We start from the raw sequence: 23,272 nt of genomic DNA, 5'->3' as shown, positions 1-23,272 counted from the left end.
GATCGGCTCCGGACCATGGCGAACCCGGAGCGCACGGACGCGGACGAAGAGCGAAGAAGACTTCCGCCGCAAGGCGGTGAGCGCTCATCCCTACGCCGGTACGACCCGGATCAGGTTCGACGGGTTGGCGCGGGCGCGCGCCTCTCAGCCCCCTGCGGAGCACCCCGTGAGACGGCTTACAGTCGTAGACAAGGAGGCCGCTGCGCGCAAGGGGATCGCGCCCGCGGACTGATGCGGAATTGTCACAGGCGGACAGACAGAGGGCATGCGCAATGTCGCGGAGGCGAAAAATGCATCCGCCTCGCTTGCCCTTCAATTAGGCATGCGCTATATTTCAAAACGTGGCGTTGCTGACGCGCAGCGCCGCCAGCCCGGATGCGGGCTCCCTTCTTGGGCGTTTCCTCCCTAGACTCGGGCCGCTTGCGCGGCCCTTTTTTCTGGCCGCGTGCGACGGTTCCGTCTCAGGCGGCAGGGACGCTAACGCAGCAATTTCGAGGAATCAAGACCCAGTTCGGCGGACGATCGCTCCGATTCGACGCCGTTTCAGGGGGAAATACCCCGACGGAGCTCCTGGGCGACTCGCTCGGCGAGCTCGGCCCGCGCCTCCTCGGGGAGCGCCTTCCAGAGCGCGTGCGCACGCTCGAGATCGGCCGGGGCGTCCGCGAGGGTCCGGCCGGCCGTCGCCGGCGATTCGGTCGTCGCGGTCGTCGAGAGCCGCGAATCGGGCGCGTCCACGCGCGGCGGGGCGCCCTCGCGCACCGGCGAGAAGGCGAAGATCACGGCGATGATCGCGCTCGCGCGCAAAAGCGGCATGGTCGCTCTCCCGACGTCCCGTCTCTCTCTCGCAGGCCCGCCGTGAAGAGAGCGTTTCCGCGCGCCCTCGCCGGGGCCCGAGCGCCGCGCATGGTGAACGCTTCGTTCCGGCACGGTCGTTAACCGTGCGTTCGGCATACCGCCGACCGGACCGCGCCGGGAGACGTTCGCCTTAGGTTTCGTTTAAGCGAGCCCTGCGACAGTCGCGGCGAAGAAGACAGGGAGCGGGGCGCGAGCGCCGTCGAGTTCGAGCGTGTCGGGGTCCAACAGCGTGAGAGCGATCGAGGCACGTCTGGCGGATCTCGTGCACGAGTCCGTTCGCGGCGACAGCGTCGAGGCGCAGCGCCACCGGCGCTTCATCGTCACGCGGATGACGATCGGCATCGCCGTCCTGGTCCTCGCGCCGATCTACCTCGCCCTGCGCGGCCCGGTCACGCTCGCGGAATATCTCGCCTTCGGCTTCCTGGCCGCGCCGCTCGCGGCGGGTCTCGTGCTCGCGTTCACCGGCCGGCTCGCCCTCGCGCACGCGATCTCCGCCGCGGCCTTCGCGGGCGTCGTCTGCTGCATCGCCAGCGCGACCGGCGGGCTGCGCTCGACGGCGACGATCTGGCTGATCGCGGTGCCGCTCGAGGCGCTCGTGTCCGGGTCGCGGCGCTCGGCGCTGAGCGCCACCTTCGTCGCCGGCTTCGCCGTCATCGTCCTGGCCCTGCTCGAGGCGCTCGGGATCCAGCCGGCGCAGCAGCCCTGGTCGCCCGAGGTCGCCACGCCGATCTTCGCGCTGTTCGCCATCGCGCATGCGGGCTCCCTGGTGGTCTCGGTCTCCCGGGTTCACGACGCGCAGGCGGACGCCCTGCGCGGGCGCGAGGCGCGCGACCGCTCGCTGCTCCAGGTGATCGACGATCTCGTCGTCTGGCACGACAAGAACGGGCACGTGCTCTCCACCAGCCCCGCCGCCATGAAGCTCCTCGGCGCGCCGTCCGCGGCGCTGGAGGAGCGCGGGTTGTTCTCGCGGGTCCACATCCAGGATCGCCCGGCCTACCTGAAGGCGATCAGCGACGCGGCGACGGGCACCATCGCGGTGACGACGCAGTTCCGCATGCATTACGGCGATGCGCTCGGCGGCGAAGCCGGCCGCGTCGTCTGGATCGAGATGCGCGCCTACCGCATCGCCGCGCGCGGCGAGCGCGCCCGGGTCGTCTCGGTCCTGCGCGACGTCACCGCCCAGAAGGGCCACGAGACGGATCTCGAGCGCGCGCGCGTCGAGGCGGAGCGGGCGGATGCGGGCAAGGCGCGGTTCCTCGCCACGGTCAGCCACGAGCTGCGCACGCCGCTCAACGCCATCATCGGCTTCTCCGAGATCCTCTCCTGCGAGAGCATGGCCGGGGTCGGCCCCGAGCAGCGGCGCGACTACGCGCGGATCATCCACGAATCCGGCCATCACCTGCTCGAGGTGGTCAACTCCCTCCTCGACATGTCGCAGATCGAGACCGGGAATTTCGAGTTCGCGCCGGGACCCTTCGACGTCGCGCCGCTCGTGGAGGGCTGCGTCGACCTGATGCGGCTCAAGGCCGAGGCCGCGGGCGTGGCGCTCGCCTCCGCGGTCGAGCCGGGCCTGCCGGAGATTGTCGCCGACCGGCGCGCCTGCCGGCAGATCCTGATCAACCTCGTCTCCAACGCGGTCAAGTTCACGCCGGCCGGCGGCTCGGTCACGGTCTCGGTGAAGCGCCGCGGCCCCATGCTCGCCATCGTCGTCGCCGATACCGGCATCGGCGTGCCGGAATCGGCCCTCTCCAAGCTCGGCGACCCCTTCTTCCAGGTGCACGCCACCTACGACCGGCCGCACGAGGGCACCGGTCTCGGGCTCTCCGTGGTCCGCGGGCTCGTCGGCCTGCACGGCGGGACGCTCTCCATCGAGAGCGGGCCGGGGGAGGGGATGGTCGTCACCGTCGAGCTGCCCCTCGCCGGGCGCGCGCAGCGGGGCGAGAGCGCCCGCGCGCCGATCGCCATCACCGTCCGCGCGCGGCGGCGCGCGGCCCGTCCCGCGCAGACGGAAGCGGCCGAGCCCGCGCCCGCCGCCGCGGCCGATCTCGTCACCGAGGAGTTCAAGCGCAGTGCCTAACGTCATGGCGGCCCGTTCCGGGCGCGACACCACCCTGTCGAGCGCGCCCGCCCGGCGGCGCGGCCCCGCCAAGCGCCCGAGCCGTCTCGGGCTCCTGGCGGCGAGCGCGCTGCGCCATCCCGGGCGGCTCTTCGCCAGCGCCGTCTTCGCCGCCGGCGCGACCTACATCGTGCTGAACGCGCTCGCCTTCCAGACGGCGCGGCATCCGGCGCCGCTCTTCGCGGAGCCCGGCTCTCGCGGCACGGGCCCCGTCGCCGTCGCGCCCGCACCGGCGCCGCGCGTTCCGCAAGCCGTCCCCGCGCCGGCGCCCACCGTCCCGCCGCCGGTTCCCGACATCGCGCGCGCGCCGCTGCCCCCGGCCCGCGCGCCGATCGCGGGCCTGCCCGCGGTCCCGCCGGCGCCGCCGCCCGCCCCGACACTCGCCGAGGACGTCGACCCGATCGGCGCGCTGCTGCGCGAGGGCACCGCGGAGACCACCGCGTCCGTGACCCCGATCGCGCCCGATCCGCAGGTCGCGCGCGTGCAGGAGGCGCTCCTCGCCCTCGATTACGGGCCGATCACCAGGGACGGGCTCTTCGGCCCCAACACCAGCGCCGCCATCGCCGCGTTCGAGCGCGACGAGGGCCTCGAGGTGACGGGCGGGCTCGAGCCGGCTACCCTGCGCGCGCTCGCCGTGCGCTCGGGCGTCTCCATCGACTGAGCGCGCCGGCGGCGCCGCGTCGAGAACGGGGGACGCCGTTTGCGCCTGACATCCGAGTTCGTGGTCGCGGCCCTGATCCGCCAGGCCGGGATCGAGACCGTGCCCGCCGTGCTGCGCCGTCGCGGGGCGGCGGAGGCGGGCGCGATCTTCGTCAAGGTCGACCGGCTCGACGGGACGGCGGACCTCTACGGCCCGGCCCCCCAGGCGCTCCTCGACGAGGAGGCGACCGGCGAGCGTCTGTTCGCACCGATGATGACGGGCGCGACGCCGCTCGACGTCGAGGAGCGCCTGACGACGGAGATCCGCTTCGATCCCGATCTCTGGCTCGTCGAGATCGAGGACCGGCAGGGCCGCCCCTTCGTTCCGCTCGCGAGAAGCGAGACCTGAGAGCGCGAAGACTTGTCAGCTGTTTCCAACCTTGTCATCCCGGGCCGCGAAGCGGACCCGGGACCCATACGCTCGACATCGGGTCGAGCGCGCATGTCACGCTCGTCGCGCGACGGTCGATGCATCGATGCCGTGCGACGCGGCCTGAAAGCCGCGAAAGCAGCGTCGGCGGGTATGGGTCCCGGGTCGCCGTTCGGCGCTCGGGATGACACAGGTGAGCGCCGTGAGCTCGCCTCGTTATCGACTAAAAGGTGTGTCGCTCTCAGATGAGAGCACGAAGAAAAGCCGGCGGTCCCGAAGGACCGCCGGCCGTCTTCAGCCTGTGGCGAGGAGCCTTACTCCTCGATCACGACGTCGACCTCTTCGCCGGCGCCGAGCTCCTGGGCCTGCGGATAACGGGTCTCGTAATCCTGCATGCCCTCGAGATCGGACTCGGTGACGCCGCGGATCATCAGCTGGTCGCCGCGCAGCGACAGACGCTGCAGCGGAAGCGCGACCTCCTCCTCGGCCATGCCGAGGAAGCCGCCGGCGCCGATCACGACGAGGAACTCGTCGTTGGGCGTGGCGACGACGCGCTCGATGTCGCCGAGCTCCTGGCCACGATAGTTGTAGACCGTCTGGCCCTCGAGCTCGGTGATGGCGACGTTGCGGGTCTGGGCGTTGAGCGCGCCCGTGGCCTCGACCTCGCCTTCCTCGACCAGCATCTGGCGCGCGCGGTCCATGCCGTCACCGGCCTGGGCCTGCTGCTGCTCCTGCTGGGCCTGCATCTGCTGCTGCTGGTCCTGCTGCGCGGTCTGCATGCGCTCGTAGCGGACCGTCGGCTGGCCCTGCTCCTGCATGAACTCGACCTGCGCCTCGCCGGTGCGCTCGAAGGTCACCTCCGGACGGGCGCGGGAGATCGCGACGGCCGCCCGCTGCTGATCCTCCTGGATCTGCACCTCGGCCTGGGACTGCTGCACGGCCACGGCGGCCTGCTGCTGCGGCTGCTCGACCTGCACCTGCGGCTCGCCCTGGCGCACCATGACGTCGGGCTGGCCCTGCGCCACGTCGACCTGCGGCTCGGGCATGCGCACGATGATCTCGGGCTGCGGCTGGTTGATCGTCACCGTCGGCGGGGCCTGACGGACGATGATCTGCGGGTTCTGCTGGCGAACCGTCACCTCGGGCTCGGCCGGGTCGACCAGAACCTGCGGAGTGGGCTGCTCGATGCGCAGGCGCGGCGCCGTGCGCTCGACGACGATCTCGGCGCCCTCGGCCTGGGCCGTCTGCTGCTGGGTGCGCTGACCCTGCATCTGCGTCTCGGTCTCCATGGCCAGCACGAGAACCTGCTCGCCCGTGGCCTCCTCGAACTGGCCGCCCTCGGCCTCGGTCGCGGAACGAAGCTCGGCGACCTGCTGGCGCGTGATGTCCTGGACGTAGAGACGCCCGTCACGCAGCACGATGGCCTGCGTCGGCAGGAGACGGTTCTGGCCGCCCTGCACCTGCACCACGGCGTAGCTCTGGCCCGAGCGACCGATGACGATCTGCTCGACGGTGCCGATTCGATTGCCGTTGGCGCCGATCAGCGGCTGTCCGCGCATCTGCTGGGCGGTGACGCGGGCCTCCTGGCTCTGCATCTGGCCCTGCTGACCCTGCTGGTTCTGCTGGGCCTGCATCATCTGCTGCTGCTGGCCCTGCTGGTTCTGCTGGTTCTGCTGGTCCTGGGCCATGAGCGCTGCGGGCGCGAGCGCGGTCGAGCCCACGAGCGCAGCGAGGAACATGCGTTTCATCGCTGGGCATCCTTTCGTGTCTGCCGGATTGGCTGCCCTGCAAACACGCAACGCGCTCAACGGTTCCTCACTTCGATATGAATAGATAGGCTTCTTCCAAGATCAGCTCGGCAGTTTCTCGAAGTGAGACAGCTCCGAGATTTGATCAAAGCTAAAGGAATACGATCCCAAGCGCGAGCTCAAGCCTCCGAAGCGGTGCGGCTCGGTGGCGTCGTCTGTTCGCGGCGTTCGGGAAGGAGGGTCGAGAAGACGCGCGCGCCCGCGCGCTCGCGCGGGTCGGGGGCCAGCGCCGGCACGTGCCGGCCGGCGCGGCGGGCGCCGATGGCGACGTCGTGGAGCGCCTCGACGAGACGCGCCGCCACCGAGCGCGGCGCGCCCCGGAACAGCGACACGAGGCGGAAGACCACGGGCACCGAGCGGGCGATCGCCGGGTGCAGCGTCAGGAAGATGCGGATCGCCTCCTCCTCGCGCAGGCCGGCGGCGAGGAGCGCGAGGGCGAGGACGTCGTGGCGCTCGGGATCCTCGAAGCGCCAGGCGGGCGTCGCCGCGAGGCCGAGCGCCGCGGCGAGGCGCGAGCCGAAGGTGGCGCGGTCGCCCCGGTCCGCCGCCTCGATCAGGCCGGCGACGATCTCCGGCGTGGGACGGGGCCGGGAGACGGGCCGGCTCGCGGGGCGCGGCGCCGTCGCGAGGGCGAGGAGCAGGCTCGCGCGCCGCGCCTCGTCGGCATGAACGTAGAGGCTCGCCGCCTCGTCCGGCGGCAGGTCGCCCCGATCGAGCAGGGCGCGGGCGAGAGAGGCGCGCGTGCGGGCGCGCGCGACCAGGTCGGCGCGGGCGCGGCCCTGGAGCGGCGCGGCCGGGTTCTCGGCGAGCGCGCGGTCGATGGCCGGGTCGTCGCGGGCGAGCAGCCGCGCGATCTCGTCGAGCGCGAGATCGTTCCGGCGGGCGCGGGCCAACGCCACCAGCGGCTCCGGCCGGTCCGTGTCAGACAGGCTCGCGGGCGCGAGCGCCGCGACGCGCCGCGCCGCCTCGCCGCCGCGGGCGTAGAGCGTCGCGAGCACGGCCGGCGGCGTCTCCGGCAGCGCCGCCACGCGTCGCGCCACGTGCGCCGCCGTGTCCGCATCGACCTGCGGCAGGAGCCGCACGGCGAGCTCGCCGAAGGCGGCGGCCTCCGCCTCGCGCCGGCGGGAGGCGGCGAAGAGGTCGGCCTGCACGCGCAGGACCACGGGGGCGACCGCCCCGCCCTCCCGCGCGAGCGCGGAAAGCCGGGCCAGGTCCTCGTCGAGGGGCGGAGGGGGCGGGGTCATGGACGCGGTGCCGGGATCGCGGATACGCTGCGGGACGCCTACGATTAAGCCGTCCGCGTAAAGCCCGCGTTAACCGTGGCGGCGCGGATCCGGCGCACCCCGGGACGCAGGCCCCCGGCGCGATCGTGGCGGACGTGGTGATGACGCCCTCCGCGCTCCTGTCCGTCGCGGCGGCGCGGGGCTGCGTTCCGCACGCGGGCGCACCGATGCTGGACGGGCAGGTGCAGGCGATGGCGGCGTTCTTCGGGGTCTGATCCGGCCGCCGGCGTCCACGGCTTCGGGATTTCGGCTGGCCTCATCTCAGGGTTGCCAGCGGGAACAGGTCCGCGCAAGCTCGGCAAACGAGCATCCAGGGTTCGCGGTCGATTCGCCCGCGACCGCCACGGGAGGGGGCCATGAACCATCGATCGATCCTTCGAGCACGCGCGGCGGGTCTCGCCGTCGGCGCGGCCGCGGCGCTTCTCGCCGCTCCGGCGGCGCAGGCGCAGGCCCAGCGCCTGGTCGAGCCGCCGCCGACGGCGCAGATGCTGCGCTCCGGACCCCCGCCGGCGGCTCTCCAGCCTTTCCTCGCCGCGCCGCCCACGCCGACGCCCGGCATCCCGCAGGGCGAGGCCGTGCTCGATCTCGCCATCCGCTACGTCGAGGGCGCGATCTTCAACCCGGCGACGGGCACGAACGACACGGTGAACCTGCGCGCCTACCAGGACGTGCGGGCCGATCCCGCGGCGGACGCCGATTTCCGCTATGTCGGCCCCACCATCGAGACCGCGCCCGGCGAGACGGTCCGCGTCACGCTCCACAACGAGCTGCCGGAGACGAACCAGAACTGCCCCTCGCACGGCAACATCAACGTCCCGCACTGCTTCAACCGCACGAACCTGCATTCGCACGGGCTCTGGGTCAGCCCGACCGGCAACAGCGACAACGTGCTGATCTCGATCGAGCCGGGCGTGAGCTTCCAGTACGAGTGGAACATCCCGGCCGACCATCCGGCGGGCACGTTCTGGTATCACCCGCACCTGCACGGCGGCGTGGCGCTGCAGGTCTCCTCCGGCATGGCGGGCTTCATCGTCATCCGCGGGGACCGCCTGCCGACGCCCGACACCAACGGCGACGTCGACACGCTGCTCGCCGGCGCGGAGGTCGAGGAGCGCCTCGTGCTGCTCCAGCAGAACCAGTACGCCTGCTACGACGCGAACGGGACCCTCGAGACCAATCCCGACGGCACCTATCGCTGCGACCCGGGCCAGGTCGGCGTCATCGAGACCTACGACAATTTCTCTCCCGGCGACTGGGGCGCGTCCGGCCGCTACACCTCGATCAACGGCGAGATCCTGCCGACCTTCCCCGGCGCGGTGGCGGGACGGCTCGAGCGCTGGCGCATCGCCCATGCCGGCATCCGCGACACGGTGAGCCTGATGTTCCGCGAGAAGCGCGCCGGCGCCGGCGATTTCGCGAGCGCGGCCGATCCGGACGCCTGGATCGCCGAGAACTGCCCCGGCGAGCCGCTGCCGGCCTTCGCGCTCGCCGAGGACGGGCTCACCCGCGCAGCGCTCGACGAGCGGACCGTGAGCGTCCTGCAGCCGGGCTACCGCACGGACCTGCTGGTCGTCTTCCCGGAAGAGGGCGAGTATTGCGTCATCGACGCCTCCGCACCCGCCACCACCACGGTCTCGGGCGACGTCGAGAGCCGGCGCTATCTCGGCGACGTCTCCGTCGGCGCGGGCGAGACGGTCGCGGTCGCCGACCTCGCGGCCTCCGTCGCCGAGACGCTCACCGCGGCGGCCGAGCGCACCATGCCGGCGGACGTGGTCGCGACCGTCGTCGCCGACATCCAGGACGGGCTGAAGCTGACGAAGTTCGTGCCGCACCCGACCATCACGGCCGACGAGGTGACGGGGACGCAGTCGCTCGCCTTCTCCATCGACGTGAGCACGACACCCGTCGGCTTCCTGATCGACGGCCAGGCCTACGACCCGAACCGGATCGACCGGACGCTCGTCCTCGGCGGCGTCGACGAGTGGACGCTCACCTCGGGGACGAACCCCGCCGCGGGCCATCCCTTCCACATCCACGTCAATCCGTTCCAGATCGTGGAGATCCTGAACCCGCAAGGCGTCGACGTCAGCGAGACGGGCGAGGCGGACGACCCGCAATATGCCGGCCTCAAGGGCGTCTGGAGGGACACGCTGTTCGTCAAGCCGGCCTACAAGGTCGTGATCCGCACCCGCTACCAGCGCTATATCGGCGAGTTCGTGCTCCACTGCCACATCCTCGACCACGAGGACCAGGGCATGATGCAGAACGTCTCGATCGTCCTGCCCAACGCGGCGGGCACGGCCTCCGCGGGGGCGCACGGCGCGCATTGACGGGCGGGGCCATCTCCCCGCAGGGGAGGTGGGCCGCGAAGCGGCCCGGAGGGGAGGGCCCCCGCGACCACCTGGGGAAAACCACGCGCCGACGCTGCCTCCGGGCCGCGTCGGCGTTATGCTGGGCGAGCCCACCGGAGCCGACGAGCCATGCGCCAGTACCACGATCTCCTCCGCCGCATCCTCGACGAGGGTGTCGAGAAGGCGGACCGCACCGGGACCGGCACGCGCTCCGTCTTCGGCCACCAGATGCGCTTCGACCTTCGCGAGGGCTTCCCGCTCGTCACGACGAAGAAGCTGCACATCCGCTCGATCGTGCACGAGCTGCTCTGGTTCCTCGCCGGCGACACCAACGTGCGCACGCTCCAGGAGAACGGCGTCACCATCTGGGACGAGTGGGCGGACGCGGAGGGCGAGCTCGGGCCCGTCTACGGCAAGCAATGGCGCTCCTGGGCGGCGCCCGGCACTCCGGAGAATCCCGGCGGCGAGACCATCGACCAGATCTCCTGGGTCGTCGACGAGATCCGCCGCAACCCCGATTCGCGCCGGCTCGTCGTCTCCGCCTGGAACCCGGCGGACCTCCCGGCCATGGCGCTCGCGCCCTGCCATTGCCTGTTCCAGTTCTACGTCGCGGACGGGCGGCTCTCCTGCCAGCTCTACCAGCGCTCCGCCGACGTTTTCCTGGGCGTGCCCTTCAACATCGCGAGCTACGCGCTCCTCACCCACATGGTGGCGCAGGCGACCGGGCTCGGCGTCGGCGATTTCGTGCACACGTTCGGCGACGCGCATCTCTACCTGAACCACCTCGCGCAGGCGAAGGAGCAGCTCTCCCGCGAGGAGCGCCGCCTGCCGCGGCTCGTGCTCAACCCCAACGTCACCGACCTCTTCGCCTTCCGCTACGAGGACATCGCGGTGGAGGGCTACGACCCCCACCCGGCGATTCGCGCGCCGATCGCGGTCTGATCGATGGCGGATCCGCTCGAGGAGACGATGCTCGCCCTCGTGGCCGAGCGCGGGCCGGGCAAGACGATCTGCCCCTCGGAAGTGGCCCGCGCGATCGGCGGCCCCCATCCCGACGGCTGGGGGCCGCTGATGCAGCCCGTGCGCCGCACGGCGGTGCGGCTCGCCAAGGAGGGCAAGGTCGCGATCCTGCGCAAGGGGAGGCCGGTGGACCCGGACGACTTCAAGGGCGTCTACCGGATCGGGCTGCCGGGCGGGTGAGACGCGCCGACCCTTTTTCCTTCCCTGTAGAGGAAGGAAAAGGGTCGACGCTCTACGCCTAGCGCAGGCTCACGGCCCCGGAAACAGCGCGTCCGAGCGCCCGGTCAGCCGGTAGGCCAGGAGCCCGACATATTCCCGCACCGCGACGTCGAGCCGGCGCAGGCCGTCGGACATGGTCCGGAACGGGCGGACCAGCTCGTCGCCGCCGACGGCGCGGTAATCCACGGGATAGGGCGTGGCCGGAAAGCCCGCCTGGCGGAAGACGCCCATGGAGCGGGGCATGTGCCAGGCGGAGGTGACGAGGAGCCAGGTCTCGCCCGGCTGCGGCCCGGCGATCTCGCGGGAATAGAGCGCGTTCTGCCAGGTGTTCTTCGAGCGGTCCTCGAGCACGAGCCGCTCGCGCGCAACGCCCAGCGCGACGAGCACCTCCGCCATGCCCTGCGCCTCGGTGAACGCATCCGCGCCGACGATGCGGGCGCTGCCGCCGGACAGGACGAGCGGCGCCTCCGGATAGGTGCGCGCCAGCGCGGCGGCGGCGAGGAGGCGGTCGCCCGCCTCGTTGACCACCGGCTGGCCGAGCGCCAGCGTCGCGTCCTGCTGGATCGCCCCGCCCAGCACGACGATGCCGGCGACCGGCGCGTCGCTCCCGGCATAGGCCGGAAAGCGCGTCTCCAGCGGGTTGAGCAGCCAGGTCGCGATCGGCGAGAAGCCGAAGACGATCATCGCCGCCGCCGCCGCCCAGGCGAGCCCGAGCCCGACCCGCCGCGCACGCGCCCACGCGCCGAGCGCGAGGCCGGCCACGAGGGCGACGAGCATCAGGTTCGAGGGCGCGAGGAAGAACCAGGCGACCTTCGAGAGGACGAAGAACATGGGCGGCTCCGGGCGGGCCGGCCTCAGCCGCGCGTCGTGTCGGCCTCGTAGCGCGCCCTGGTCTCGGCGTTGGGCGGATAGAGGCCCGGCAGCGGCACGCCGCGCTCGACCTCGCGCATGATCCAGGCCTCGAGCCGCTCCTGCTCGACGGCGGCGACGGCGACCTCCTCGACCATGGCCTTGGGGATCACCACCGCGCCGTCGCCGTCGGCGACGATCACGTCGCCGGGGAAGATCGCGACGCCGCCGCAGCCGATCGGCTGCTCCCAGCCGACGAAGGTGAGCCCGGCGACGGACGCGGGCGCCGCGACGCCCGAGCACCAGATCGGCAGGCCCGTGCCGTGCACGCCCGCGCCGTCGCGCACCGTCCCGTCGGTGACGAGCGCTTTGACGTTCTTCCGGCGCATGCGCGCGCACAGGATGTCGCCGAAGATGCCGGCGTCCTCGACGCCCATGGCGTCGGCGACGCAGATCGCGCCCTCGGGCATCGCCTCGATGGCCGCGCGGGTGGAGGTGGGCGAGGCCCAGCTCTCGGGGGTCGCGAGATCCTCGCGCATGGGCACGAAGCGCAGCGTGAAGGCCTCGCCCACGACGCGGTCGCCCGCATTGTACCAGGCCTTCGGCCCGCGCATCCAGGAACGGCGCACGCCCTTCTTCAGGAGCACGGTGGTCAGCGTCGCGGTGGTGGCGGCGTGGAGGGCGTCGGCGATGGCTTTGTCGAGGGGCATGGCGTCGGGGATCCGCTGCTGGATTGGAGCGGAGCGCACCATAGCGGTGGAGGGCACGCGGCGGAAGGCGCGCGGATGCGCGGGCCGGGTGGGGCGGGCGTCAGCAGCCGATCTGCGCGCGGATCTCGTTCACCTGCGCGCGGGAGCGGCAGACGCGCTCGCAGGGGATGCCGTCGTTGTCGCCGTCGGCGCGGCGATAGCCGTTGCACCACAGGATCACGGCGTCGCGGCAGCTGCGGGCGTCCCCGCAGGTGCGTTGAGCGAGGACGAGGGGCGTCAGGTCGGGCTCGGCAGCGGGATCGGCGTAGGACGGCGGCGCGGCGAGGAGAGCGGCGACAGCGAGGAGGGCGAGGCGGGGTAATCGCGTCATAGTTGAAAGTCTCCGTAGGTTCGCGTTGCGCGAACCTGACGGAAACGATCAGTGCGGACAACTCAGGAGTGTTACGAAACAACCGGGTTCGCGCCTGTCGCGAATTCGGGTGCGATTTCGTCGCTCACGCCAGCAGCTTGCGCACCGCCTCTTTCCACCCGGCGAGCTTCTTCTCGCGCTCGTCCTTCGACATCGAGGGCTCGAAGCGCCGCTCGAGGCGCCAGCGGTCGGCGAACTGCTCGGGGGGCGGGTAGAAGCCGACGTCCATGCCGGCGAGATAGGCGGAGCCGAGCGCGGTCGTCTCCTTCACCTCCGGTCGGTCGACGGGGGCGGCGAGGAGGTCGGCGAGGCGCTGCATGGTCCAGTCGGATGCGACCATGCCGCCGTCGACGCGCAGCACCGTCTCGCCGTTCGCCGGCGCGTGGCCCGACCAGTCGGCCTTCATGGCCTCCAGCAGGTCCGCAGTCTGGTAGCAGACGCTCTCCAGCGCCGCGCGGGCGAGCTCGCGCGGGCCGGTGTTGCGGGTGAGCCCGAAAAGGGCGCCGCGGGCGTCCGGGTCCCAGTGCGGCGCGCCGAGCCCCACGAAGGCGGGCACGAGATAGACGTCCTGCGTCGGGTCGGCGCCCTCGGCCATCGGCCCGCTCTTCGCGGCCGCGTCGATGATCCCGAGCCCGTCGCGCAGCCATTGCACGGCGGCGCCGGCGACGAAGATCGATCCCTCGAGGGCGTAGGTGGTCTTGCCGTTCAGCCGATAGGCGATCGTGGTGAGCAGCTTCGATTTCGAGGCGATGGGCGTCTCGCCGGTGTTGAGCACGGCGAAGCAGCCGGTTCCGTAGGTCGATTTCACCATGCCCGGCGTGAAGCAGGCCTGGCCGATCGTGGCGCCCTGCTGGTCGCCTGCGACGCCGCGGATCTTGATCAGGCCGCCGAACAGGTCCGGCCGCGTTTCGCCGAAGTCGCCGGCCGAGTCGCGCACCTCCGGCAGCATCGCCTTCGGCACGCGGAACAGTGCGCACAGGTCGTCGTCCCAGCGGTTCTCGTGAATGTCGAAGAGGAGCGTGCGCGCGGCGTTGGTGGCGTCGGTGACGTGGAGCCCGCCGGTGAGCCGCCACAGCAGCCAGGTGTCCACCGTGCCGAAGGCGAGCTCGCCGCGCTCCGCGCGGGCGCGCGCGCCCTTCACCTGGTCGAGCATCCAGCCGATCTTCGAGGCGGAGAAATAGGGATCGAGCAGGAGCCCGGTCTTGGCCGTGAGCGCCGCCTCGTGGCCCTCCGCCTTCAGCTTCGCGCAGATCGAGGCCGTGCGCCGGTCCTGCCAGACGATGGCGCGATGGATCGGCTCGCCGGTCCTGCGATCCCAGACGAGCGCCGTCTCGCGCTGGTTGGTGATGCCGATGGCGGCGATGTCGGCGGCGGAGACGCCCTTGTCCGTCATCGCCTGGCGTACGGTCGCGACGCTCGTCTCCCACAGGTCGTCCGGCTCGTGCTCGACCCAGCCGGACGCCGGGTAGTGCTGCTGGAATTCCTGCTGGGCGATCCCGGCGACGTGCATGTGGTCGTCGAACAGGATGGCGCGGGTCGAGGTCGTGCCTTGGTCGATGGCGAGGGTGTAGCGGGCCACGGGCGTCCTCCGGCTCTTCGATGCGACGGGATGGCGATCGTCGTTCGTATTTTTTCGGTGTCTTTCGCGGCGAACTTAGCCCGGGGGAGGGGGCGTTGTCACCTCCCTCGGGACGCGTCTCGGAGTCCGTCGCATCCGCGCCGGCGAACGCGGCCGCCGGTGCGAGGAGCGGTGTCTAGGCGGAAGCTCTGCGGACGCGGAAGATTGTCCTTCCCTGTAGGGGAAGGTGGATCGCCGCGCAGCGGCGAGACGGATGGGGCGCGGGGCACGCGCGTTCGGCGAAGCCGAAATGGACGGTCGATCCGGACGCTGCCGGGGATTTCCGCTTCGCGGAACGCACCTTCGGCGCGCCCCATCCGTCACCGCGCTACGCGCGGCGCCACCTTCCCCTACAGGGATGGAGAGACGACGCATCCGCCTCACGCACAGGGCTGCCGATGGTCGGCTGAGATGCCGCGCCCCTCAGCCGCCCATGCGCTGCTCGAGGCGCAGGCGCGCGATCGTCCCGATCTCGGCCATCGCCGTCTCGAACTCCGCCCGCGGCTCGTTCTCGAGCCGCGCCTCGAAGGCGCTCAGGATCTCGCCCTTGGAGCGGCCGCGCACGGCCATGATGAAGGGATGGCCGAAGCGCGCCTTGTAGGCGTCGTTGAGGGAAAGGAAGCGGTCGCGCTCGGCCTCCGTCAGCTGCGTGAGCCCGGCGGAGGCCTGCTCGGCCTGGCTGTCGGGCGCCATCTCGGCCACCGCGAGGCGCCCGGCGAGATCCGGATGCGCGTCGATGAGCGCGCGCTTGCGGGCCTCCGGCGCCGCGTCGAGGACGCGCATCATCGCGGCGTGCAGGCCGGCCGCATCGGCCGTCTCCGGGCCGAGGCCGGCCTCCCAGGCCGCCTCCGCGATCCAGGGCGAATGCTCGAACACGTCGCCGTAGGCCGCCACGAAGAGCGGCTTCGACATCCGCTCGGGCGTCGTTCCCGCCGGCAGGTGATGGCGCGCCCAGTGCCGGGCGATGTCGAGGCGCGTCGCGCACCAGACCCCGCCCTTCGAGGTCGCGTAGTCGAGGAAGCGCGCCAGCGCCGCCGCGCGGCCCGGGCGGCCGACGAGCCGGCAATGCAGGCCCACCGACATCATCTTCGGCGCGCTCTCGCCCTCCGCGTGAAGCAGGTCGAACGTGTCCTTGAGGTAACTGAAGAACTGGTCGCCGGCATTGAACCCCTGCGGGGTGGCGAAGCGCATGTCGTTGGCGTCGAGCGTGTAGGGCACGATCAGGAAGGGCCGGCCCTGGCCGTCGCTCACCCAATAGGGCAGGTCGTCGGCGTAGCTGTCTGCGGAATAGAGGAAACCGCCTTCCTCCATGGTCAGCCGCAGCGTGTTTTCCGAGGTGCGGCCCTGGTACATGCCGAGCGGGCGCGCCCCCGCCACCTCGGCATGGACGCGCACGGCCTCGGCGATATGGTGGCGCTCCACGTGCTCGGGCGCGTCGCGGTAGTCGATCCATTTCAGCCCGTGGGAGGCGATCTCCCAGCCCGCCTCGTTCATGGCCGCGACGGCGTCCGGATGGCGCGCCATGGCGCTCGCCACGCCGTAGACGGTGACGGGGACGCCCCGCTCGGTGAAGAGCCGCCACAGCCGCCAGAAGCCCGCGCGCGAGCCGTATTCGTAGATCGACTCCATGTTCATGTGCCGCTGCCCCGGCCAGGGCTGGGCGCCGACGATCTCGGAGAGGAAGGCCTCGGAGGCGGGGTCCCCGTGCAGGACGTTGTTCTCGCCGCCCTCCTCGTAATTGATCACGAACTGGACGGCGACGCGCGCCCCGCCGGGCCAGGCGGCGTGCGGCGGGGTGCGGCCGTAGCCCACCATGTCGCGGGGATAGGCGGCGGCGCCGGGGTCGAAGACGGGCATGACGGTCAGCTCCCGCGATAGGTCGAGTAGCTCCACGGGCTCGCGAGCAGCGGCACGTGGTAGTGGCCGTCGGGCTCGGCGATCGAGAAGCGGATCGGCACGACGTCGAGGAAGGCGGGCTCGGCGAGCGTCGCGCCCTTCGTCCGGAAGTAGTCCCCGACGTGGAAGGCGAGCTCGTAGGTCCCGACCCGGTAGGCCTCGCCCTGGAGGAGCGGCGCGTCGGTGCGCCCGTCGGAATTGGTCGTCGTCTCGACGAGGCGCGTACGCGAGCCGTCGGGCTCGATCCGGTCGAGGGTCAGCGCGACGCCCGCGGCGGGGCCGCCATGGGCGGTGTCGAGGACGTGCGTCGAGAGGCGGGGCATCGTGGCTCCTCGGGTCGATGGGGCGCGTGAGAGAAGATGTCCGACGCGGGCGCGGGGGGCGTCAAGGGGGAGCGGTCGCCGAAGGACGCGCGCAAACGCCCCCTTCCCACGCGCCGCGGGCCGCTCTACGCTCGCGCCATTCGTTTCGCAGCGCAGCACCGCACATGATCGACGCCGTCACCACCGAATGGGCGAGCCAGCTCGGCCGCTGGATCCACGTCATCGCGGCGATCGCCTGGATCGGCTCGTCGTTCTACTTCATCGCCCTCGACCTCTCGCTCAGGAAGCGCGAGGGCCTGCCCAAGGGGGTGGGGGGCGAGACCTGGCAGGTGCATGGCGGCGGCTTCTACCGCATGCAGAAATATCTGGTCGCGCCTCCCGAGCTGCCCCGGGAGCTCACCTGGTTCAAATGGGAGAGCTATGCCACCTGGCTGACCGGCTTCTTCCTGATCGTGTGGATCTACTACGTCCAGGCCGAGCTCTATACCGTCGATCCGGCGAAGCTCGCCCTGACCGGCTGGCAGGCCGGGCTGATCGGCATCGCGGCGCTCGGCCTGTCCTGGCTCGTCTACGACGGGCTGTGCAAGTCGCGGCTCGGCCGGAACGACGTCGCGCTCGGCGCGGTGCTGTTCGGCTTCATCATCGCGATGAACGTCACCTTCCTGCAGGTCTTCTCCGACCGCGCCGCCTTCCTGCACACGGGGGCGATGATCGCGACCTGGATGTCGGCCTCCGTCTTCTTCGTCATCATTCCCAACCAGAAGATCGTCGTCGCCGACCTGATGGCGGGGCGCGAGCCCGATCCGAAGCTCGGCCGGCAGGCCAAGCAGCGCTCGCTGCACAACAACTATCTCACCCTGCCGGTGCTCTTCCTGATGCTCGGCACGCACTATCCGCTCGCCTGGTCGAGCGCCTACGCGCCGGCGATCGTCGCGCTGGTGATCGTGTCGGGCGCGCTGGTGCGGCACTTCTTCAACACGATGCACGCCGGCAAGGGATACGTCTGGTGGACCTGGGGCGGGGCGGCGGCGGCGATCGCGCTCGCGGCCTTCCTCTCGGTCACGGGGCGCCCGACCTTCGACACGGTGGACTGGGAGGCTGGCATCGACCGTCCGGAGGCGCAGACGGCGGCCTTCCAGGAGGCGATGGTCGTCATCCAGGGCCGCTGCGCCATGTGCCACGCGACCGAACCCGCCTGGGCCGGCATCGCCTCGGCGCCGAAGGGCGTGCGCTTCGAGAGCCCAGACGACATCCTTCGGCACGCGAGCGCGATCCGCGCGCAATCCGTTCTCACGGACGCCATGCCGCCGAACAACATCACGCAGATGACGCCGGAGGAGCGGCGGATCGTGTCCGCCTGGCTGGCGGAGCGCGGCCTCTGAGCGCCGCTCGACCCTCAGTCGCGCCGACGGCCGCCGGGGGGCAGGGGCTTTCCGCCCTGGGCGGCGGAATCGGCGCGCTCGGATCCCTTCCGGGCGATGTCGCCCGTGTCTTCCGACATCCCGCTGGAATTGAGCTTCGCCTGATCGCCGCCGGGCTCGTGGTGATCGGGGATCGACTGGGCGTGCTCGATCGCCTCGTCGCCGAGGCTCGTCTCGCCTTCCGCCTCGCGGCGTCGGCGGGCCGCGTCGAGGCGGCTCTCGTCGAGGTCCTGCGGGGGGATCGGGCGCTTGTCGTCGGGCATGGTGGGTGTCCTTCGCTGTCCGTTTCGGAGCCAAGCCGCGCACCCCGGCTGACGTTCCACGCTCAAGCCCGCGCCATCACCACCACCGAGAGCGCGTAGAGCACGAGGATCGTCGCCGATTCGAAGCCGATCCCGCCCGGACCCTGCTTCTCGCGCCGCACGAGGCCCATCAGCAGCACCCCGATCATCACGATGGTCGCCGAGATCACGAAGCGGTTGGCGTCGGCGATCTCGTGGTAGAGGGAGCCGTCGCGATAGGCGATGTCGGCGAAGGCGAGAAAGATCGTGTCGAAGGCGTTGCCGCCGATGATGCCGCTGACCGCCAGCGTCAGCGCCCCGCGTCGCACCGCGGCGACGGAGGTGACGAGCTCCGGCAGGGAGGTCGCGACCGCGGTCATCAGGCCGCCCACCGCCGTCTCGGCGATGCCGGTGCGCTCCGCGATGGCGATGCCCGTCTGGCTGATGCCGAGGCCCGCGACGCCCACCGCCAGCACGAGGAGCGCGAACTCGGTCCACAGCCGCGCGAGCGGGGTCTGCCCGTCCTCGCCCTCGTTGGTCTCCTCGGCCTCCTTCTGCTCGTCCTGCGTCTCCCGCGTCATGCGCGGGAACCACATCGGCTCTTCCTTGGCGAGCTTCACGAGCCGGATGCCGTAGGCGTAGCCGCCGAGGATGACGAGGGTCGCCGGGTGGACGCCGAGAATCGACCAGTCAGGCCCCGCCGTCGCGGCGAGCGGCACGGCGAGCAGCGCCACCAGCAGCGAGCCCTGCGACAGGTTCGCGGCGGAGGCCGCCGCATGCTCGAGATTGGCCTTGCGGTAGAACAGGTCGGCGATGGCGAGAAAGGCCGTCTGCACCGCGATGCCGCCGATCGCGTTGGCGATGGAGAGGCTCGGGAAGCCCTGATAGGCGGTGACGACGGAGGTGAGGATGCCCGGCAGCGAGGTCGAGCCGCCGAGCAGCACGGCGCCGACCAGCGCCTCGCCCCAGCCGATCCGGTCGGCGAGCACGTCCGCCCGCCCGGCCAGCATCGTCCCCGCGACGGCGATCACCGCCGCGCAGGCGAGAAAGCCCACGATGATCCAGACGAGCGAGACGGACGACAGGTCGAGCACGGTTCCCCCAGATAGGTCCGGGCCGGCAACCGAAGCGGTGCGTTGAAGGTTCCGTGCGGGTCGCCCCCCGCCGGTCCCTCACCCCTCGAACGCGGCGTCCGGATCCTGCGCGAGCGTCTCGAAGCAGTGGGTGCGCATGCGCTCGGTGAGCGCCTGGAGGTCGCCTTCGAGCGCTTCCGGGGCGATCGGCTTGCCGAAATGGACCGTGAAGCGCTGGCCGGTCTTGTTCAGCAGCTCGTAGAACACGGTCATGTCGCGCAGTTCGGTCGACACCCGGGCGAGGAAGTGGAACAGGCCGGAATTGCGAGCGCCCATGTGGATCGGCACGATCGGCGCCTCGTAGCGGCGCGCCAGCGCCAGCGCCGAGGACATCCACGGCCGCTCGCACAGGCGCTGCTCGTCGTCGTTCCAGTAGGCGAGGCGGCCGGAGGGGAAGAGCACCACCGCGCGCTCCTCCTCGAAGGCGCGGGTGGAGAGCCGGATCGTCTCGCGGGTCTTCTCGCGGGTCTTGAAGGCGGAGCGCCACTCGACCGGCACGATGATGTCGGCGAGCCGCGGGTTGAGGCGGATCGCGTCGCGGTTGGCGAAGATCGCGAGGTCGCGGCGGCGGCTCTTCACGGCGTTCCACAGGGCGATGCCGTCGGCAATGCCCGTGGGGTGATTCGAGACGATGACGACCTTGCCCGAGGCCGGCAGGCGCTCGAGGTTGCGGGTGACGACGTCGAGCCCCAGGCGATCCGAGACGTGGTCGAATACCGCGTGCGCCTGGAGCGGCGCGATGGTCTCGGCCATGCGCACCGCCTCCGGGTAGCGCAGGCCCCCTTCCACCAGGGGCTTGGCCGCGGGCCACCACCAGGCGTCCATGATCTTCTGGCCGCGCTCGGCGATGAGCGCGTCGACGATCTTCTGGGCGTCGGAGCGCGTGTCCCCGCCGCTGAGGAGGCCGGTGAGCCGAGCCTGTGTGCGCGTCAGAAGCTTCATGTCGTCGACACCCGTCGCTCCCGCCGAGACGCCTCTCGGCCCGATGATGGTGACTCCTGCCCACCGATCTTGACAAGTGCATGACGATCGTCGTCGTTCCCGCGAATGCCACGCTTGCGCGGGGAGCATGGCGGGCGCCGCCGGGCGCCCACGCGCCGCTTGCCCCCGGCCGCGGAGCGTCTATACGCTCCTGTCCATGTCCGACCCGCGCCCTCGCTTCCCCCACCGCCATCTCCTCGGCATCGAGGGGCTCTCGCCGCTCGACATCGAGGCGCTCCTCGATCTCGCCGACGAGGCGGTGGACGTGTCGCGGCAGGTGGAGAAGAAGAAGGCCACCCTGCGCGGGCGCACGCAGATCAACCTGTTCTTCGAGCCCTCGACCCGCACGCAGGCCTCCTTCGAGCTCGCCGGCAAGCGGCTGGGCGCCGACGTGATGAACATGTCGGTCGCCTCCTCCTCGGTGAAGAAGGGCGAGACGCTGATCGACACGGCGGCGACGCTGAACGCGATGCACCCCGACATCATCGTCGTGCGCCACCATGCGGCGGGCGCAGTGCATCTCCTGGCGCGCAAGGTCGACTGCTCCGTGGTGAACGCCGGCGACGGCGCGCACGAGCACCCGACCCAGGCGCTCCTCGACGCCTTGACCATCCGGCGCAACAAGGGACGGATCCAGGGCCTGACGGTGGCGATCTGCGGCGACATCCTGCATTCGCGGGTGGCGCGCTCGAACATGATCCTGCTCGCGGCGCTCGGCGCCAAGGTGCGCCTCGTCGCGCCCTCGACGCTGCTGCCGGCGGGCATCGAGGGGCTGGGCTTCCCCTGCTACACCGACATGCGCGCGGGGCTCGCGGGCGCCGACATCGTCATGATGCTGCGCCTCCAGCGCGAGCGCATGAACGGCTCCTTCGTGCCCTCGGTGAAGGAGTACTTCCGCTATTACGGGCTCGACGCCGAGAAGCTCGCCTGCGCCGCGCCGGACGCGCTCGTGATGCATCCCGGCCCGATGAACCGCGGCGTCGAGATCGCCTCCGACGTCGCCGACGGCGCGCAATCGCTGATCAAGGAGCAGGTGGAGATGGGCGTCGCCGTGCGCATGGCGGTGCTCGAGGCCCTCGCCTCGCACCTGCCGAACGGGTGAGACCATGGCCGCATTGATGATCCTCGTCGCCGGGCCCTACCGCTCCGGCACCGGCGACGACCCCGCGAAGATCCAGGCCAACGTCGACGCCATGATGGATACGGCGCTCGCCCTGTTCCGCGCCGGCCACCTCCCGGTGCTCGGCGAATGGTACGCGCTGCCGCTGATCGAGCACGCCGGCTCCGAGGAGATCGGCGATCCGATCTTCGACGAGATCTTCCATCCGATCGCGCGCCGGCTCGTCGAGAAATGCGACGGCGTCCTGCGCATCGGCGGGCCGTCGGCGGGCGCCGACGACATGGTGGCGACGGCCGAGGCCCACGGCAAGCGGGTGTTCCGCGCGATCGACGAGATCCCGGAGGCCCGATGACCACCCTCGTCCTCGCCGACGCCCATCTCGTCGACCCCGAGCGCCTGCGGGAGGGCCGCGGCTCCGTCCTCGTCGAGAACGGCCGCATCGCCGACGTCGTCTGGGGCGAGGCGCCGGCGGCGCCCGAGGGCGCGCGCGTCGTCGCCTGCGACGGGCGGGTGCTCGCGCCGGGGCTGATCGACATGCGCGTCTTCGTCGGCGAGCCCGGCGCCGAGCATCGCGAGACGCTGGCCTCCGCCAGCGAGGCGGCGGCCGCGGGCGGCGTGACCACCTTCGTCACCATGCCCGACACCGACCCCGCCGTCGACGAGCCGGCGATCGTCGACTACATGCTGCGCCGCGCCCGCGACACGGCGGTCGTGCGCGTGCTCCCCGCCGCCGCCCTCACCAAGGGCCGCGAGGGCCGGGAGATGACCGAGTTCGGCCTCCTCGGCGAAGCCGGCGCCGTCGCCTTCACCGACGGGGCGCGCTGCGTCACCAACGCCCGCGTCATGCGCCGGGCGCTGCTCTACGCCCGCGACGTCGGCGCGCTCGTGATGAATCATTGCGAGGATCCGGATCTCGTCGGCGACGGCGTGATGAACGAGGGCGAGTTCTCCGCCCGCCTGGGGCTCCTCGGCATCCCCAAGGAAGCCGAGACCATCGTGCTGGAGCGCGACGTGCGCCTCGCCCGCCTCGCCGGATCGCGCCTGCACGCGCCCCTGATCTCGTGCCCCGACTCGGTCGAGATCGCGCGCCGCGCCAAGGAGGGCGGCGTCGGCCTCACCTGCGGCGTCTCGATCAACGCGTTGACCTTCAACGAGAACGACATCGGCGGCTACCGCACCTTCTTCAAGCTCTCCCCGCCGCTCCGCTCGGAGGACGACCGCCAGGCGATGATCGAGGCGCTGGTCGAGGGCGTCGTCGACGTGATCGTCTCCGACCACGATCCGCAGGACGTCGAGACCAAGCGCCTGCCCTTCGCCGAGGCGGCGAACGGGGCGCTGGGCGTCGAGACGCTGCTCTCGGCGGCGCTGCGCCTCGTCCACGCCGACCGGATCTCGCTGCCGGCGCTCGTCGCGGCGATGACGTCGCGCCCGGCCGAGATCCTCGGGCTCGAGCAGGGCCGCCTCTCCCGCGGCGCGCCGGCGGACCTCGTCCTGTTCGACCCGGACGAGCCCTGGGTGCTGGACAAGCGCGATCTCAAGTCCCGCTCGAAGAACTCGCCGTTCGACGAGGCCCGCATGGAGGGCCGCGTGCACCTGACGCTGGTCGCGGGGCGCGTGGCGTATTCGGCGTGACGAAGCGCGCTCGTCGATATCTCCCCGAAGGCGAGGTGGGCCGCGCGCAGCGCGGACCGGCTGGGAGGATGGGTGTCGAGAGTGCTCGGCGGGCGCCCAACCCTTTCCTTCCCTGTAGGGGAAGGTGGCTCGGCGAAGCCGAGACGGATGGGGCGCGCGGCACGCGCGTTCGGCGAAG

General features: G+C 71.6%; 22 protein-coding genes and 1 riboswitch. Of the genes, 10 read left to right on the top strand and 12 right to left on the bottom strand.

Annotated elements, in window-relative coordinates; all coding sequences use genetic code 11:
• Nucleotides 1-70 precede the first annotated feature (70 nt).
• A riboswitch (TPP riboswitch) is annotated at nucleotides 71-177 on the bottom strand.
• A 366-nt stretch (nucleotides 178-543) separates the two neighbouring features.
• Nucleotides 544-813 carry a hypothetical protein gene (locus ABL310_RS13425; protein ID WP_349367521.1) on the bottom strand — a complete coding sequence of 90 codons (270 nt, stop codon included), beginning with the start codon at nucleotides 811-813 and terminating at the stop codon, nucleotides 544-546.
• Between the two features lie 271 nt (nucleotides 814-1,084).
• Between ABL310_RS13425 and ABL310_RS13420 the strand changes: the two genes are divergently transcribed.
• The 3 genes from ABL310_RS13420 to ABL310_RS13410 are packed head-to-tail and all read left to right on the top strand — an operon-like array spanning nucleotide 1,085 to nucleotide 4,019.
• On the top strand, nucleotides 1,085-2,932 hold the full coding sequence (locus tag ABL310_RS13420; protein WP_349367520.1) for a PAS domain-containing sensor histidine kinase: 1,848 nt from the start codon (nucleotides 1,085-1,087) through the stop codon (nucleotides 2,930-2,932).
• Complete coding sequence (locus ABL310_RS13415; RefSeq protein WP_349367519.1) at nucleotides 2,925-3,632, top strand: peptidoglycan-binding domain-containing protein; 708 nt, start codon at nucleotides 2,925-2,927, stop codon at nucleotides 3,630-3,632. The genes ABL310_RS13420 and ABL310_RS13415 overlap by 8 nt, the downstream gene beginning before the upstream one ends.
• 39 nt (nucleotides 3,633-3,671) lie before the next feature.
• Nucleotides 3,672-4,019, top strand: a complete 348-nt coding sequence (locus tag ABL310_RS13410; RefSeq protein WP_349367518.1) for a DUF1491 family protein — start codon at nucleotides 3,672-3,674, stop codon at nucleotides 4,017-4,019.
• Between the two features lie 335 nt (nucleotides 4,020-4,354).
• Here ABL310_RS13410 and ABL310_RS13405 read toward each other — a convergent pair whose 3' ends face one another.
• Together ABL310_RS13405 and ABL310_RS13400 are read right to left on the bottom strand one after the other, a co-directional pair.
• Nucleotides 4,355-5,788 carry a PRC-barrel domain-containing protein gene (locus ABL310_RS13405; RefSeq protein WP_349367517.1) on the bottom strand — a complete coding sequence of 478 codons (1,434 nt, stop codon included), beginning with the start codon at nucleotides 5,786-5,788 and terminating at the stop codon, nucleotides 4,355-4,357.
• A gap of 179 nt (nucleotides 5,789-5,967) precedes the next feature.
• Nucleotides 5,968-7,092 (bottom strand): hypothetical protein, encoded by a 1,125-nt coding sequence (locus ABL310_RS13400; protein WP_349367516.1) that lies wholly within the window; start codon nucleotides 7,090-7,092, stop codon nucleotides 5,968-5,970.
• 395 nt (nucleotides 7,093-7,487) lie between these two features.
• Between ABL310_RS13400 and ABL310_RS13395 the strand changes: the two genes are divergently transcribed.
• The 3 genes from ABL310_RS13395 (at nucleotide 7,488) to ABL310_RS13385 (ending at nucleotide 10,682) form a co-directional block, all read left to right on the top strand.
• On the top strand, nucleotides 7,488-9,461 hold the full coding sequence (locus ABL310_RS13395) for a multicopper oxidase domain-containing protein (RefSeq protein ID WP_349367515.1): 1,974 nt from the start codon (nucleotides 7,488-7,490) through the stop codon (nucleotides 9,459-9,461).
• 150 nt (nucleotides 9,462-9,611) lie between these two features.
• On the top strand, nucleotides 9,612-10,424 hold the full coding sequence (locus tag ABL310_RS13390; protein ID WP_349367514.1) for a thymidylate synthase: 813 nt from the start codon (nucleotides 9,612-9,614) through the stop codon (nucleotides 10,422-10,424).
• Nucleotides 10,425-10,427: 3 nt separating this feature from the next.
• Nucleotides 10,428-10,682 carry a DUF3253 domain-containing protein gene (locus ABL310_RS13385; protein WP_349367513.1) on the top strand — a complete coding sequence of 85 codons (255 nt, stop codon included), beginning with the start codon at nucleotides 10,428-10,430 and terminating at the stop codon, nucleotides 10,680-10,682.
• A gap of 69 nt (nucleotides 10,683-10,751) precedes the next feature.
• Here ABL310_RS13385 and ABL310_RS13380 read toward each other — a convergent pair whose 3' ends face one another.
• The 6 genes from ABL310_RS13380 to uraH all read right to left on the bottom strand — a co-directional run bounded on the left by ABL310_RS13380 (nucleotide 10,752) and on the right by uraH (nucleotide 16,526).
• On the bottom strand, nucleotides 10,752-11,552 hold the full coding sequence (locus ABL310_RS13380) for a YdcF family protein (protein ID WP_349367512.1): 801 nt from the start codon (nucleotides 11,550-11,552) through the stop codon (nucleotides 10,752-10,754).
• A 23-nt stretch (nucleotides 11,553-11,575) separates the two neighbouring features.
• The gene (locus tag ABL310_RS13375) at nucleotides 11,576-12,280 is read right to left on the bottom strand and encodes a ribonuclease activity regulator RraA (RefSeq protein ID WP_349367511.1); all 705 of its coding nucleotides are present in this window, start codon (nucleotides 12,278-12,280) and stop codon (nucleotides 11,576-11,578) included.
• Nucleotides 12,281-12,380: 100 nt separating this feature from the next.
• Nucleotides 12,381-12,650: a hypothetical protein gene (locus ABL310_RS13370; protein WP_349367510.1), complete on the bottom strand. Its 270-nt coding sequence runs from the start codon at nucleotides 12,648-12,650 to the stop codon at nucleotides 12,381-12,383.
• Between the two features lie 124 nt (nucleotides 12,651-12,774).
• A complete protein-coding gene (gene glpK, locus ABL310_RS13365; protein ID WP_349367509.1) occupies nucleotides 12,775-14,268 on the bottom strand; it encodes a glycerol kinase GlpK in 1,494 nt (497 codons plus the stop codon).
• Nucleotides 14,269-14,730: 462 nt separating this feature from the next.
• A complete protein-coding gene (puuE, locus tag ABL310_RS13360) occupies nucleotides 14,731-16,164 on the bottom strand; it encodes an allantoinase PuuE (protein WP_349367508.1) in 1,434 nt (477 codons plus the stop codon).
• Between the two features lie 5 nt (nucleotides 16,165-16,169).
• Nucleotides 16,170-16,526, bottom strand: coding sequence for a hydroxyisourate hydrolase (gene uraH / locus ABL310_RS13355; RefSeq protein ID WP_349367507.1), 357 nt, complete (start codon nucleotides 16,524-16,526; stop codon nucleotides 16,170-16,172).
• Nucleotides 16,527-16,690: 164 nt separating this feature from the next.
• Between uraH and ABL310_RS13350 the strand changes: the two genes are divergently transcribed.
• The gene (locus ABL310_RS13350) at nucleotides 16,691-17,908 is read left to right on the top strand and encodes a urate hydroxylase PuuD (protein ID WP_349367506.1); all 1,218 of its coding nucleotides are present in this window, start codon (nucleotides 16,691-16,693) and stop codon (nucleotides 17,906-17,908) included.
• Nucleotides 17,909-17,922: 14 nt separating this feature from the next.
• Here ABL310_RS13350 and ABL310_RS13345 read toward each other — a convergent pair whose 3' ends face one another.
• The 3 genes from ABL310_RS13345 to ABL310_RS13335 form a co-directional block, all read right to left on the bottom strand.
• Nucleotides 17,923-18,210, bottom strand: a complete 288-nt coding sequence (locus tag ABL310_RS13345; protein ID WP_349367505.1) for a hypothetical protein — start codon at nucleotides 18,208-18,210, stop codon at nucleotides 17,923-17,925.
• A gap of 62 nt (nucleotides 18,211-18,272) precedes the next feature.
• Entirely contained in the window at nucleotides 18,273-19,322 is a 1,050-nt protein-coding gene (locus ABL310_RS13340) for a sodium:calcium antiporter (protein ID WP_349367504.1), read from the bottom strand.
• Between the two features lie 78 nt (nucleotides 19,323-19,400).
• On the bottom strand, nucleotides 19,401-20,303 hold the full coding sequence (locus tag ABL310_RS13335; protein WP_349367503.1) for a 1-acyl-sn-glycerol-3-phosphate acyltransferase: 903 nt from the start codon (nucleotides 20,301-20,303) through the stop codon (nucleotides 19,401-19,403).
• Nucleotides 20,304-20,499: 196 nt separating this feature from the next.
• Here ABL310_RS13335 and ABL310_RS13330 point away from each other — a divergent pair, with 196 nt between their 5' ends.
• The 3 genes from ABL310_RS13330 to ABL310_RS13320 are packed head-to-tail and all read left to right on the top strand — an operon-like array spanning nucleotide 20,500 to nucleotide 23,094.
• On the top strand, nucleotides 20,500-21,444 hold the full coding sequence (locus ABL310_RS13330; protein WP_349367502.1) for an aspartate carbamoyltransferase catalytic subunit: 945 nt from the start codon (nucleotides 20,500-20,502) through the stop codon (nucleotides 21,442-21,444).
• Between the two features lie 4 nt (nucleotides 21,445-21,448).
• A complete protein-coding gene (locus ABL310_RS13325; RefSeq protein ID WP_349367501.1) occupies nucleotides 21,449-21,814 on the top strand; it encodes a DUF4406 domain-containing protein in 366 nt (121 codons plus the stop codon).
• On the top strand, nucleotides 21,811-23,094 hold the full coding sequence (locus ABL310_RS13320; RefSeq protein ID WP_349367500.1) for a dihydroorotase: 1,284 nt from the start codon (nucleotides 21,811-21,813) through the stop codon (nucleotides 23,092-23,094). Before ABL310_RS13325 ends, ABL310_RS13320 begins: the two co-directional genes overlap by 4 nt.
• Nucleotides 23,095-23,272: the final 178 nt, after the last annotated feature.

This window comes from Salinarimonas sp. (assembly GCF_040111675.1).
In the GTDB taxonomy this organism is placed as follows: Bacteria; Pseudomonadota; Alphaproteobacteria; order Rhizobiales; family Beijerinckiaceae; genus Salinarimonas.
This window is presented reverse-complemented; position numbering and strand designations above follow the sequence as displayed.